General features: G+C 70.9%; 13 protein-coding genes. 5 read left to right on the plus strand and 8 right to left on the minus strand.

From position 1 onward, the window contains the following. Positions 1-12 precede the first annotated feature (12 nt). On the minus strand, positions 13-1,578 hold the full coding sequence (locus tag IFT36_RS02010; RefSeq protein WP_123571531.1) for an ABC transporter permease: 1,566 nt from the start codon (positions 1,576-1,578) through the stop codon (positions 13-15). Continuing rightward, positions 1,554-2,966 (minus strand): ABC transporter ATP-binding protein, encoded by a 1,413-nt coding sequence (locus tag IFT36_RS02015; protein ID WP_123571532.1) that lies wholly within the window; start codon positions 2,964-2,966, stop codon positions 1,554-1,556. The genes IFT36_RS02010 and IFT36_RS02015 overlap by 25 nt, the downstream gene beginning before the upstream one ends. 264 nt (positions 2,967-3,230) lie before the next feature. Between IFT36_RS02015 and IFT36_RS02020 the strand changes: the two genes are divergently transcribed. The 5 genes from IFT36_RS02020 to IFT36_RS02040 all read left to right on the plus strand — a co-directional run bounded on the left by IFT36_RS02020 (position 3,231) and on the right by IFT36_RS02040 (position 6,812). After that, positions 3,231-3,944, plus strand: coding sequence for a phosphocholine cytidylyltransferase family protein (locus IFT36_RS02020; protein WP_200412304.1), 714 nt, complete (start codon positions 3,231-3,233; stop codon positions 3,942-3,944). A 61-nt stretch (positions 3,945-4,005) separates the two neighbouring features. Beyond that, entirely contained in the window at positions 4,006-4,803 is a 798-nt protein-coding gene (locus IFT36_RS02025) for an ABC transporter permease (RefSeq protein ID WP_173152684.1), read from the plus strand. Then, positions 4,803-5,564 (plus strand): ABC transporter ATP-binding protein, encoded by a 762-nt coding sequence (locus tag IFT36_RS02030; RefSeq protein ID WP_159827051.1) that lies wholly within the window; start codon positions 4,803-4,805, stop codon positions 5,562-5,564. Before IFT36_RS02025 ends, IFT36_RS02030 begins: the two co-directional genes overlap by 1 nt. A 9-nt stretch (positions 5,565-5,573) precedes the next feature. After that, positions 5,574-6,377, plus strand: coding sequence for an EcsC family protein (locus IFT36_RS02035; RefSeq protein WP_235452818.1), 804 nt, complete (start codon positions 5,574-5,576; stop codon positions 6,375-6,377). Between the two features lie 153 nt (positions 6,378-6,530). Further along, on the plus strand, positions 6,531-6,812 hold the full coding sequence (locus IFT36_RS02040; protein WP_200412305.1) for a hypothetical protein: 282 nt from the start codon (positions 6,531-6,533) through the stop codon (positions 6,810-6,812). A 50-nt stretch (positions 6,813-6,862) separates the two neighbouring features. Here IFT36_RS02040 and IFT36_RS02045 read toward each other — a convergent pair whose 3' ends face one another. The 6 genes from IFT36_RS02045 to IFT36_RS02070 form a co-directional block, all read right to left on the minus strand. After that, on the minus strand, positions 6,863-7,168 hold the full coding sequence (locus IFT36_RS02045) for a helix-turn-helix domain-containing protein (RefSeq protein WP_056048603.1): 306 nt from the start codon (positions 7,166-7,168) through the stop codon (positions 6,863-6,865). Positions 7,169-7,267: 99 nt separating this feature from the next. Beyond that, positions 7,268-8,572, minus strand: a complete 1,305-nt coding sequence (locus tag IFT36_RS02050; RefSeq protein ID WP_200412306.1) for a hypothetical protein — start codon at positions 8,570-8,572, stop codon at positions 7,268-7,270. A 52-nt stretch (positions 8,573-8,624) separates the two neighbouring features. Next, positions 8,625-9,512, minus strand: coding sequence for a glycosyltransferase family 2 protein (locus tag IFT36_RS02055; protein ID WP_159828665.1), 888 nt, complete (start codon positions 9,510-9,512; stop codon positions 8,625-8,627). Then, positions 9,509-10,315, minus strand: a complete 807-nt coding sequence (locus IFT36_RS02060) for a CDP-alcohol phosphatidyltransferase family protein (RefSeq protein WP_200412307.1) — start codon at positions 10,313-10,315, stop codon at positions 9,509-9,511. The genes IFT36_RS02055 and IFT36_RS02060 overlap by 4 nt, the downstream gene beginning before the upstream one ends. 6 nt (positions 10,316-10,321) lie before the next feature. After that, positions 10,322-11,365, minus strand: a complete 1,044-nt coding sequence (locus IFT36_RS02065; RefSeq protein WP_200412308.1) for a glycosyltransferase family 2 protein — start codon at positions 11,363-11,365, stop codon at positions 10,322-10,324. Positions 11,366-11,540: 175 nt separating this feature from the next. After that, a complete protein-coding gene (locus tag IFT36_RS02070; protein ID WP_200412309.1) occupies positions 11,541-13,280 on the minus strand; it encodes a S1C family serine protease in 1,740 nt (579 codons plus the stop codon). Positions 13,281-13,411: the final 131 nt, after the last annotated feature.

A 13,411-nucleotide genomic window follows, 5' to 3' on the forward strand; every position in this document is an offset into this window, starting at 1 on the left:
GTCGACCTCGGCTCAGCTGCGGAGGGCGAACGCCAGCAGCTCGGGAGCCCGCCGCGAGAAGACCCGGGCACCCAGGGCGACACCCGCGACCAGCACGACGAGTCCGATGCCGACGCCGAGGACCAGCGCCCACGTGCCACCCGCGGGGTAGCCCGTGATGAGCCCGCGACCGGCGAACCAGAGGGCGGGTGCGGTGGCGAGGACGGCTCCCCCGATCATGACGGTCTGGGCCCAGGCCGCGGTCGCGCCGTTCGACTGCGGCTGCTGGAACGGGTCGTCGTGCGGTCGGACCGTGGCGTACGGCAGGAGGGCCGACACCAGGCTCGAGAGACCGAGGCCGCTGAGGAGGAAGCCGGCGCTGACCCCCAGCTCGGACGGCAGGGCCTGCCAGTCGCCGAACAACCAGGTGGCGACGACCGAGCCGAGCACCACGAGCGGGACGCCGATCAGCAGAGGAGGCGCGAGTCGACCCACCCGGTCCGCCAGACCCCGCGTGTCGGACGCCACGTGCATCCAGAGCGCCGTGCTGTCGTAGGCCACGTCGTTGTGCGGCAGGAACCCCAGTATCAGGCACATGATCGGCACCGGGACGAGGGCCAGCCAGTTCCAGCTGACACCCGCGATGCCGAGGGGGACGACGAGCAACGGAAGGAACGGGATGATGACGAGCGACATGCGGTAGCGGGCGTCGCGCATCCAGTAGGTGAGACTGCGGCCCGCCACGGCCCCGGTCGGCGAGGCCCTGACGTACTCGAACCACCCGAGTCCGTCGCCGTCGTCGACTTCCTCGGGCTCGGGTCGGTCGACGAACGCGCGCGCGACGAGTGCCCGCCAGGCGAGCCAGAGCGCCACGAGCGTGACGGCGGCGATGGCGACGTCGGCCACGACGCGACCGGTCTGACCTGCGGCGACGTGACCGGGGAGCGCCAGCGCGGCTCCGAAGGGCGTCCAGGCGAGGGCGTCCGCGACGACGCCGGTGCCCGAACGGCCGGGCAGCGAGAGACGGACGAGGTCGACGATCACGGGCACGGCGAGCAGCACGACGAGCACGGCACCGACGAGTGCGAGTTCGCGACCGCGTCGGGAGGTCAGGACGACGCTGTTCAGCGTGGAGGCCACGAGGGCCAGCAACAGCGCGGTGACGCCGGCGACGAGTGCCCCCACGACCGCGACGGCGGCGACGCCGGTGCCCTCGCCCCAGGCCCGGACGTATCCGGTCGAGAGGACGAGCAGGGCCAGCGTGGGGAGTCCGACCGCGGCACCGAGCGCGAGTCCGATCGCCGCCCGCCCCTCGGGCACGCCGAGGACGGCGAGGCGGCGGGGGTCGCTCCAGGCAGGACGGACGGTCGCGAAGGGGACGACGGCGAATCCGACCAGCAGGAGGGCTCCCCCGCCGACCGCGAGGGCGCGCACGTCGTCGAGGGGCGCATCACGCAGGCCGCTCACGAGGCTCGCGACCGCGATGGTCGCGATCAACACGGCCAGCACGGACGCGACGGCGACGGTCAGTCGGCGGGGCCCGAAGCGGACCGTGTTGCCGATCGTCTGGAGCCTCAGTCGGAGAAGTTCTGCAACCATTCCATGCCCTCCGTGACCGCGCGCCCGCCGGCGAGCTCGACGAACCGCTGCTCGAGGGAGCGTCCGGCCCGCACCTCGTCGACCGTGCCGCTGGCGAGCACGTGGCCGTCGACGATCACCGCGACGCTGTCGCAGATGCGCTCGACGAGGTCCATGCTGTGGCTCGAGAGCAGCACCGTCCCGCCCCCGGCCACGTAGCGCTGCAGGACGTCCGTCACGGTCGCGGCCGAGACGGGGTCGACCGATTCGAAGGGCTCGTCGAGGACGAGGACCCGGGGCGAGTGGATGATCGCGGCGGCCAGGGCGATCTTCTTCGTCATGCCCACGGAGTAGTCGCTGACGAGACGACCGAGCGCGTCGTGGAGCCCGAACGCGGTGGCGAGGTCGGAGGAGCGCTTGCGCGCCGTCACGCCGTCGAGCCCCCGCAGGGTCGCGGAGTAGTAGAGGAGCTGGGCACCCGTCAGCCGGTCGAAGAGCCGCAGGCGGTCGGGGAGGACGCCGAGGCTTCGCTTCGCTGCGGCCGGGTCGCGCCAGACGTCGGCCCCGAGGACGGTCACGGTGCCGGCGTCGGGACGCAGGAGACCGGTCACGATCGACAGGGTCGTCGTCTTGCCGGCCCCGTTCGGACCGACGATGCCGTAGAACGACCCGGCCCGCACCTCGAGGTCGACGTTCTCGACGGCGACCGTGCCGCCGTAGCGCTTCATGAGCCCCGAGATCGACAGCACGACGGGCGCCTCGACGTCGACCTGACGGGTCGGTCGGACGTCGCCCTCGCTGTCGAGGGCCTCGGCGGCCTCGACGTCGTCGGCCTCGGTCTCGGCCTCGGGGACCTCGACGGTGGCCTCGTCGTCCGGGGCGGTCGCGCCGGCGGTCGTCGGTGCGTCGGCGGCGAGCGCGTCGTCCGGGGCGACCGCCGATTCCTCCTCGGCCGTCAGGGCGTCGCCGAAGTAGTCGTCGGCCGAGACGGGGACGACGACCGTACCGTCCGTCGTGGCACCCGCGTCGGCGAGTTCGGCGACGACCTCTTCTTCCGCGGCCTTGGCCGCCGCCTCGGCCCGGGCGCGCGCGTTCGCGGCACGGGTCGCCGCTGCCTTCTTGGCCGCCGCCGACCGGTCGGCGGCGGTGCGCTGAGAGGGTTTGCGGGGCGACGCGGGCTTCCGGGGTGCCGGGGGCTTGCGCGCGGTCGACGACTTCGTCACCGGGACGCGGGGCGTCGCGGCCTCCGTCGACTCAGCCGTCCCCTCGGCCACGTCCCCCGCGGTCGTCGAGTCGTCGTCCACTGTGTTCTCCCCCTGGTCGGACGCGCCCACCGCTCCGACCGTGTCGTCACCCGGTGTCGAGTCGGGGGCGATGTCACCCACTTCGTCCTCGCGCCGTCCAGCCATCGCCCCACCGTACCAAGGCCGCGACGCCGACCGGTCGACGGGTGACTCATATCACGAAACGGACACGCTTCGGGCACGGTCCCTGGCCGCTCCTGGCCCCATCGGGTAGTCTGCAACAGCACGACGACGTGTCCAGATCGATGCTCCGCGGTGAACACCGCTCGAACACGAGGCGAATCGCACCCAGAGACGGGTCCGGTCCGCACCGCCGGGGCCACCGCAGAGCCCGTCCCGCATGGGCTCGCCCCTTGTGAGGAGACCAGCGTGAGCAAGAACGACACGAACCACCGCCAGCAGATCGTCATCCTGGCCGCCGGGCTCGGCAGCCGCCTTGGCCGCTCGTTGCCCAAGGCACTGACCGAGCTCAACGACGGCCGCACCATCATGCAGCAGCAGTTCGACAACATCCGGGCCGCCTTCGGGCCCGACGCACGGGTGACCGTCGTCGTGGGCTACAAGTTCGAGCACATCGTCGAGGCGTTCCCGTCGGCCTCGTTCGTCTACAACGAGATGTACGACCAGACCAACACGTCGAAGAGCCTGCTCCGCGCCCTGCGGGCCAGCGCCTCCGGTGGCGTCCTGTGGATCAACGGCGACGTCGTCTTCGACCCCACGGCCCTGACTCGCGCGGCCCGCCTGGTCCGCGACGACCAGTCGTTCGTCACCGTTAACACCTCGAAGGTGTCCGACGAAGAGGTCAAGTACACGACCGACGCCGAGGGCTACATCGCCGAGTTGTCGAAGCAGGTCAAGGGTGGTCTGGGCGAGGCCGTCGGCATCAACTTCGTGTCGAAGGCCGACAAGGCGACGCTTATGCACCAGCTCTCGAAGGTCGACAACCAGGACTACTTCGAGCGTGGCATCGAACTGGCCATCGGCCAGGACGGGCTACGCTTTGAGCCCGTGGACATCTCCGACCTCTACGCCGTCGAGGTCGACTTCGCCGAAGACCTCGAGCGCGCGAACCTGTTCGTCTGAACCGAGCCGTCTCCCGACGGCTGCGCGCCGGTGCCTGGTGTCCTGAACGAGAAGGACGTCCGTGAGCACTGACCTGGCCGAACGGCCCCGTCGTAGCGGCTTCGCGCGGTACCGACAGACGCTGTGGCTGCTGACGAGCCGCGACCTAAAGGTCCGGTACTCGACGTCGAAGCTCGGCTACTTCTGGTCGATCCTCGACCCGCTCGTCATGTCGGGCATCTACTTCTTCGTCTTCTCGGTCGTGTTCAAGCGGTCGGTCGGCGACGAGCCGTACATCGTCTTCCTGCTCTCGGGCCTCCTGCCCTGGATGTGGTTCAACGGGGCGGTGTCCGACAGCACCCGGGCGTTCATCCGCGAGGCGAAGCTCGTCCGGTCGACCAAGATCCCCCGGACGATCTGGGTGTTCCGGCTCGTCGGCTCGAAGGGAATCGAGTTCACCCTCAGCCTTCCCGTCCTGGCCTTGTTCGCCGTCGTGGGCGGCGCGCACCTGCAGTGGCAGGTGGTGTTCTTCCCCTTGGCCATGGTCATGCAGACCGTGCTCGTCGCCGGTGTGGGGCTGATCGTCGCGCCGCTCGTCGTGTTCTTCCGCGACCTGGAGCGCGCCACGAAGCTCGCCCTCCGGTTCGCCTTCTACGCCTCGCCCATCATCTACGGCACCCAGGACCTCCCCGAGAGCCTCCACCTGCTGGCGGCGTTCAACCCGCTGAGCGGCATCTTCGGCCTCTACCGGTCGGCGTTCTTCCCTGAGCAGTTCGACCTCACCGAGGTGCTCGTCGGCGGAGGCGTGTGCGTCGTGGTCCTGGCGGTCGGGCTGCTCGTCTTCCGGGCCAGCGAACGTGCCGTCCTGAAGGAGATCTGATGACCGTCACCGGACCTCGCCCCGTGATCCGCGTCGACGGGGTCGGCATCCGCTTCCGCCGCAACCGACGTGGCCGACGGTCGTTCAAGGACCTCTTCGCCGACAGCGGCAGGCGGTCGCGGCCGGGCGAGTTCTGGGCGTTGCGCGACATCAGCTTCGAGGTGCAGCCGGGCGAGGCCATCGGCGTCGTGGGACGCAACGGCCAGGGGAAGTCGACGTTGCTGAAGCTGGTGGCCGAGGTGATCCTGCCCGACACCGGCACCGTCGAGGTGACGGGCGGCGTCGCGCCGCTCATCGAGATCACCGGTGGCTTCGTCGCCGATCTCACCGTCCGGGAGAACGTGTACCTGACCGCCGGCCTGCACGGCATGTCCCGCCCCGAGATCGACCGGCGCTTCGACGAGATCATCGAGTTCGCCGAGATCGGCGACTTCGTCGACACGCCCTACAAACACCTCTCGAGCGGAATGAAGGTCCGCATCGCGTTCGCCGTCATCTCGCGGCTCGAGGAGCCCGTCGTGCTGGTCGACGAGGTGCTCGCCGTGGGCGACAAGGCGTTCCGTGAGAAGTGCTACGCCCGGATCGGCGAGATGCTCGCCGACGGTCGGACGCTCTTCCTCGTGTCGCACAACGAACGCGACCTCAAACGGTTCTGCCGACGGGGCCTCTACCTCGACAAGGGCGCCCTGGTGTTCGACGGCCCACTCGACGACGCCCTGGCCCGGTACGCCACCGATCACCCTCCCCGCCCCTCGGCGTAGGGTCGAGGCGTGCCCGAACGCAGTCAGCCCCACAGCCCCGACCACGACGCCTCGACGGCGGACGGACGACTCGTCGCCCGTGACGCCGGGAACTCGACGGAGTACCACTACCAGACGTCCGCGCCCGACAGGTCCGAGGACACCGCCTGGGTGCGCCGTCTCGACAAGCTGCTGGCCGTACAACGTCCGGTGGTCGTCAAGCACGTCGCCACGCTGCGCCGTCGGCACAAGAAGGCGACGCCACAGAAGCTGATCACCATCCTCGAACGCGAGTACCTCGCCGCGGTGACGACCGGCGGGGCCGCCGTCGGGGCCAGCGCCGTGATCCCCGGTGTCGGCTGGGGCGTGTCGTTGGCCCTCTCGGGTGTCGAGACCGCGGGCTTCCTCGAGGCGAGCGCCCTCTTCGCGCAGTCCGTGACCGAGGTCCACGGCATCGCCGTCTCGGACCCCGACCGCGCCCGGGCCCTCGTCATGGCGATGCTGCTCGGCGGCCCGGGTGCCAGCCTCGTCCGACAGTTCGCGGGCGAGGCCATGGGGACGGCCCCGGCCAGAACAGCGTTCTGGGGTGAGCTCGTGACCTCGAAACTCCCCAAGGCGGCCATGAGCGGCCTGACCGACACGATCCGCAAGCAGTTCATCCGACGGTTCGCCGCGTCGCAGGGGGCTTCGGTCCTCGGCAGGGCCCTTCCGTTCGGCATCGGTGCCGTCGTGGGAGGGACGGGCAACCACCTCCTCGGACGCAAGGTCGTCACGACGGCCCGCACGGCGTTCGGTGCGGCCCCTGCCGAATTCCCCCTCGACCTGTCGCTCTGACCGTTCCCCTCGCCAGGGCGACCCGGCGTCCGCGAGGCGGCCATGCGGGCCTCGAGTGAGGCGGCGACCCGTCCCGCGACGGGTCCTCCCCAGTCAGCCGTCGTCCACAAGAACGCGCGTCGACCCGCGTCGGTCGCTCCTAGGGTCGACGACATGACGACGTCGACCCTTGCCTACACCGTCCCCTTCAGCCTCGACCGCTCCCGCGCACCCCGCGTCTACCGGCTGGTCAACGACTCCCCCGAGACCGTGACGGGCGTCAGGGTCACCCTCGTGGGCACCGGGCTCCTCGTCCCCGTCGCGACCACCCGTCTCGACCCCGCCCAGTCCGTCGACCTCTGCGTGCTGGGCGTCGAACTGAGCCGGAGTGCGATCGCCGTCGTGCGATGGTTCCGGCCCGGCGGCGACGAGTACCTCTGGCGGTTCAGTTTCTGAGCCTGGTCGACGGAACCCTGGCCGACGAGCCCTTCCCGTGAGGTGGCGGGTCAGCTGCTGAGCCGAGCGCGTCTCTCGGCGACGTAGTCCGCGGCCGTGAAGGCCTCGAGGACGGGCGGCAGGTGATCGGCCCCGAGGTCGGTGACCAGCACGCCCGGGTCGACCCCGAGCACGACGGCGAGACGGACGATCGTGTGCAACACGGGGTTGCCGATGCCGCGCTCGATCTTTCCGTAGTTGGACACGTTCATGCCCGCCAGGTGCGCCACCTCGTCCTGGCTCAGCCCGAGGCGCAGACGCTCGTCACGGATGCGTTCTCCGAAGAGGCGGGCGGCGGCGGACGTCGGTTCAGGCATGCCTCATGGATACGCTGCTCAGCGTCTGACATCCAGAGTCCACGGCACCGAGACATGAAAGCCCTGGTGCCCCAGACCCCTCGAGTCTGGTGCCGGGGGTCAGAGGTCGGACGCCTCCGCGTCGCCAGCCTCCTGGTCGGCGTCGCCCGCCGAACCGGTCGAACGTGGGTCGTCGATCGACGGTCGGCGCGCCGCGTAGTCGTCACGCAGCTGCACGAGGCGCGCCACCGCGCTCTCGAACCGATGCGTGGCCGCTCTGGGCGACGTGTCACCGAAGTGACGCCGGACCCAGTGCTCGAGGCGCCCCCGCGCCTCAGGATCGTCGACGACCCGATCGACGAGGGCGACGATGTCGCCCGCACCATCGGCCGTCAACCACTCGGCGTCACCGAGGTAGCCCGATTCGTCGACGTCGGCCTCGACGGCGACCGGACGGGTCACGACGAGGGAACGGCCCGTGGCGAGGCGGTCGTAGACCATCGCCGAGATGTCGGTCACGGCGACGTCGGCCGCCGCCAGTTGCCAGCCGAGCTCGGGCCCCACGTCGTGGACGTGGTGGGCGTCGGGATCACGCGCGTTCGCCTCGCCGAGGGCCCGGATGATCGCCTCGTGCGCTCGCCGGTACTCGGGATCGAGCACGCCGCTCCGCGGATGCGCCCGGTAGACGACCCGGTGACGCCCCGAGGCCAGCAGGGCCCTGACGAGGGCGAGACCGTGCGTCGCGATCGACCCGTACGCGGCCGCGGGACGGTCACCCTCCCAGGTCGGGGCGTAGAGCACGACGAGGCGGTCGTCGTCGGGGTAGGGCACCTCGCCCGAGAAGTGGTCGGCCTGCGGGCGTCCGATGGGCACGGCGCGCTTCTCTAGGTCGTAGTCCCAGAGCTTGGCGGCGAGGCGGTCCTTGGCGGCGTCGCCCGCGACGAAGGCGTAGTCGTAGGCCTTGAACTGGTTCGTCGTCATGTACATCTTGTCGCTCTCGCCGTGGTTGACGAAGACGTGCCACATGCGGCCGTACCGCATCATCTGGAAGTTCTTGGCGTTCTGGTTGACGTACAGGGTCAGGGCCAGCGGCTGAGCGGCGACGAAGTCCTCGAGGTCGGCCACCTTGCGGGCGTAGACCAGCGGTACCGGGCTCTCGTCGAGCATGGTCACCATGGTGCCCGGCGAACGGACGACGATGGCGACGGGGAAGGTCTCGGCCAGGTGGGCGAGAGGCGCGTACCACTGGCGGATCTGGTACATGTTGACGGCCGTGTCGGCGAAGTACACGGCGACGCGCACGGTGCCCGGAGCCGGCGTCACCGCGACCCGCGGGTCGCGCTCCAGCCGACGTCGACTGCTGCGGGAACGGACGGCCCGGCGGGCGAGGCTCCAGGCGAGCCCCAGGTCTCGGGTCAGCGGCACATGCCCTCCTCGGGTCGGTCCGTCACCCGATCGGCGCCGGACCCCGGAAAGCCTAGAGGACCGGAGGTCGACCGGCCCTGGACATGCGGAGGACCGTTACCCAACCGATGGAGCGTCGACCGCCCGGCGCCTCTCGCCACCCCTCCACCCAGCCCGCGAACCAGGGCCGCAGGCGCTGCGGGGTGCGTGCCCAGCGCAGCAGCTGGACCCCCGTCCAGGAGGCGACGTAGACGGGGACCAACGGCCAGGGCAGGTTGCGCTTGGCCAGCCAGACCCGGTTCCGGGCGTTCAGACGGTAGTAGTCGGCGTGCCGCGCCGGGTCGATGGCCGGGTGGTTCGCCACGAGCGAGCCCTCGTACCAGGTGCGCCTGCCCTGGGCCCAGACCCGCCACGCCAGCTCGATGCCCTCGTGCGCGTAGAAGTACGGCTCCCCCCAGCCGGCGCAGGCGTCGAAGACGTCGCGCGGCAGCAGGGTGGCCCCCTCCCAGACGGAGAACACGTCGCTCGAGCGGCGAGGGTCGCCCTTGCGCAGTCGAGGCGTCCAGCGGCGGGGGTTCGCGGCGCCGTCGGGGTCCACGACCCGCGGCTGCAGGAGCCCGATCTCGGGTCGGGCCCGCATCAACGCGACGGCGTCGGCGAGGAACCGCTCGGAGGGCAGGCTCGCGTCGTCGTCGAGGAAGAAGATCCACTCGCCCGAGACCGCTTCGGCTCCCCGGTTGCGGCCGGCGGGGATGCCCACGTTCTCGGCGAGTTCGAGCAGGCGGACCCCGGTCGGGACCTCGACCTCGGCGGTCGCGGCGTCTCGTCCGTTCACCACGCAGACGACGTCCAGCTCGACGTCGCGCTGGGCCAGCATCGTGGCCAACCCCCGAGCCAGGTCGCGCGGACGTCGCCCCTGGGTCAGGCTCACGACTCCGACCCGGGGCCGGACCTCGCTCAGGAGCGCACCCGCTTCGACGCCATGATGGCGACGAAGTGGCCGACCAACGCCAGCACCGACAACGGGAGCAGGGCGACGAGCAGGACGCGGTCGGCGGTGACACCGCCCACGACGAGGCCGACGATCGCGGCCAGGAAGACGAGCATGGTCAGCTCGACCGAGTGGTACAGCCGATGGAACGGCACGAAGCGCGCGGCGCTGCGCAGTCGGGACAGGAGGCGCCCGCTCGGTTGGGTCGCGCCTCCTCGTTTGTCTTCGAGCCGGGCGAGGCCCGCGTTCGCCCGGGCGACGTGGACCATGTCGTTGAGGGCCTTGTTGAGCACGATCACGAGGGCCAGGGCGAAGCCGGCGGTCGTCCAGAGGAAGTCCTCCGGGGTGTCGAAGGGGAACCCGGCCGCACGGACGCCCAGCACGATCGGGATGAGCGCCTCGGTCGAGTAGTGGCCGACCTTGTCGAGGAAGACCCCGGCCGGCGAACTCGTTCCGCGCCAGCGGGCCACCTCGCCGTCACAGCAGTCGACGAGCATCTGCAGCTGGCCCAGCACGAGGGCGAGCAGGGCACCGGTGATGCCCGGCACGAGCAGCGACAGAGCGGTGCACCAGCCGACGAGGATCATCAACCCGGTCACGCCGTTCGCCGAGACGCTGGTCTTGAGCAACCACCAGGTCAGGTAGGGCGAGACGTCGCGCAGGTACAGGGAGGCCGTCCAGTGCTCGGCGTTCGCGCGGCTGCGCACCTCGGGCGGCTGGGCGACGCGTCGCAGCTCGGCGATCGAGCTCGGTCTGGTGGGCAGCGCGGTCATCGGCGGCTACCTTCCGGTCTGGGCGGTGATGTTCTTCGTGAGGTCGAGGAAGCCGAGCACGAAGCCGACGCCCCACCCGAAGTGGATGGAAGGCAAGACTACGAGAAACCAGAGCCGGGTGCGGAGGTCGTCGCCGCGGGCGGCGAGCAGAGCGGCCGCGAGCACGAAGACCACGTAGACACCGGGTACGACGAGGGCGAGCGTGGCCCACCCGAGGGCGGTGCCGAGGGCGAGGCCGACCAGGCCGGTCAGGCCGACCACCAGGCCGAGCGCCACGCCGAGCACCATGGCGGGAGGGACCAGGTACCGCACGGTGTTCGCCTTGGGGAAGCGTCGGGCCAGTTCGCCCCGCCAGAGCCCGGTGGCGACGAACTGGCGCGCCAGCTTGCGCAGGCTCGGTCGCGGACGGTAGGTCACCACGAGCCGAGGGGTGAACCAGACAATGCCGCCCGTGGCCCGGAGCCGGCGGTTGAGCTCCCAGTCCTGACCGCGCTTGACGCCCTCGTCGAAGAGGCCGACCTCGATCAGACGGTGCCGCAGGAACACCCCCAGGTAAGCCGTGTCGGTCGGCCCCTCGGCCCCACCGACGTGGTGCGGCGTCCCACCGAGGCCGACCCGACTGCCGTAGGCGCGGGCGACGGCCTTCTCGAAGGGGGTGCGCCCGACGGCGGCCATGATGCCGCCCACGTTGTCGGCCCCGCTGCGTTCGAGGGTCTCGACCGCGATGCGCGTGTAGTCGCGAGGCAGCACCGAGTGGGCGTCGACGCGGACCGTGACGGGGTGGACCGAAGCCCGGATGGCCACGTTGAGCCCGGCAGGCGTCGAACCGACGGGGTTGGGGATGCTGCGGACACGCGGGTCGGCCGCCGACATCTCGGCCACGACCTCGTTCGTGCGGTCGACGCTCGGACCGAGGGCCAGGATCACCTCGAACGGGCCTTCGTAGTCCTGGTCGAGCAGGCTCTCGACCGCCGCCCGGATCTCGTGCTCTTCGTTGAGGACGGGCATGACGTACGAGACACCGGGTCGGGTGGCGTCGCCTGCTTGCATGGATCGCGTTCCTCGGGCTCGTGAGCGCCGGGGAGGCGCGGGTCGGGACTGCGGACGGCCGCAGGGATCGTGGCGAGCTTAGCAACACGCCAACGGGGGCCGGGACGCCGTCGCGTCCCGACCCCCGTTGGGACGCCGTCGCGTCCCCACCCCGCCGCACCGACCGGGCAGAGCCTCAGGAGGTCAGGGTGTCGAGGGTCACCTTCGTGGTGTCGGTCTTCCCGTCCCGGACGTAGGTGAGGTCGGCCGTCGCGCCACCGGCGAGGAACCGGACCTGCGCCGTGAGGTCCGTCCGGTCGCTGATCGGCACGCCGTTGAACTCGGTCACGACGTCGCCCTGCCGCAGGCCGGCGTTCTGCGCCGCACCACCGGGGCTGAGCTGGACGATGAGCGCCCCGACCCGGGTGGCGGCCGCGTCGCTCGTGGCGTCGTTCACGCTGGCGCCGAGGAGGCCGTGGCTGGCCTTCCCGTTCGCCATGATCTCTTTGGCGACGCGCTGCACGAGGTTCGACGGCACCGAGAACCCGACGCCGATGCTGCCGGACGATTCTCCGGAACTGGCGATGGCGACGTTGAGGCCGATCAGCTCTCCTTGCGAGTCGAGCAGCGCACCGCCCGAGTTGCCCGGGTTGATGGACGCGTCGGTCTGGATGACCGGCAGCGAGATGACCGAGCTGGCCTGGTTCTGCGTGCCGCCGTCGCCGTTGTTGAAGGAGAAGGGCCCCTGGCCGTTGTTGTCGTTCTGCTGGCCCTGGTCGCTGCCGTCCGTCGGGGCGGCCGAGGACTGCACGGTGATGCTGCGGTTGAGGGTCGAGACGATGCCGTCGGTCACCGTGTTAGACAGACCGAGCGGTGCGCCGATGGCCACGGCGGTGTCGCCGACGTTCAGCTCCGACGAGTCGGCGAAGTCGATGGGGGTGAGCCCGGTCGCGTCGACCTTCAGCACGGCGAGGTCGACGGTGGGGTCGAGGCCCACGACCTCGGCCGGCAGGATGCTGCCGTCGCTGAGCGTGACGGTGACGGAACCCGACGCACTCGCCCCGTCGAGGGTGACGACGTGCGTGTTCGTGACGATGTAGCCGTCGTCGCTCAGGATGACGCCCGAGCCGGTGCCGCCGGACTCGCCCGCCGTCACGTTGATCGTGACGACCGACTTCGTGGCCTTCGCCGCCACCGCCGTGACGACCGTCGCGTCGTCGTAGTCGTTGACCGTCAGGTCTCGCGACTGACCCGTGGCCGAGACGCCGGCCCCGGAGTCGCGGGACAGCACCGCGGCGACGCCGCCGCCCGCCGCACCTCCGACAAGGACGCCGACCAGGAGGGCCGCCGCGACGGACCCCGCACCACGCCGGCTCTTCTTCGGTTTCTCCGCAGGCGCCCGCCAACCAGCCGCTGCGTACGAGTTCGTCGTGTCGTACGCGAACGCCGACGGGTCGGAGTCCGGCTGCCGATAGGGGTCGGTCCCGGCCTGCTGGTAGGAGGACGGCTGCTGGTACGACCCGGGTTGCTGGTAGGAGGACGGCTGCTGGTACGAACCGGGCTGCTGGTAGGAACCGGGTTGCTGAGGGTCCCCGGACTGCTGGTACGAACCCGTCTGCTGGTACGAACCGGGCTGCTGGTAGGGACCCGCCTGCTGGTGAGACGACGGATGCGGGAACGAGCCGGGTCGAGGCTGCGAGTCGTCGTTCCGGCGCCCGTCGGGGCCGGACTCGAACTCGCCCGCTCGCGGCGTGCTGCCGGGGAGAGGCGGAGCACCGTAGGTGACGCCCTGGTCCGCCGGGTACGGCGTCGTGGGCTGGGCACCGTCGTTCGTGGCCCGGTCGGTGCCCGGGACGCCCTGCGAACCGTCGGCGGTGCCCTCGGGCGTGCGCGGTGCTCCGTCGTCGGCGTCGTCGTGGCGGGGGGTGTCGGTCATGGTGCTCCTTCCAAGCCCTGACAGCCTGGTCGCCCAAGCTGGGCGGATCATACGGCGAGCCTGTGAGCGGACTGCGCCCAGCTTATGCGGCGGCTGGACGGGACCTCCCCAGAGCCCCTCCACCGCGGCTA

The sequence above is a fragment of the Frigoribacterium sp. CFBP 13605 genome (assembly GCF_014839405.1).
Taxonomy (GTDB): Bacteria; Actinomycetota; Actinomycetes; order Actinomycetales; family Microbacteriaceae; genus Frigoribacterium.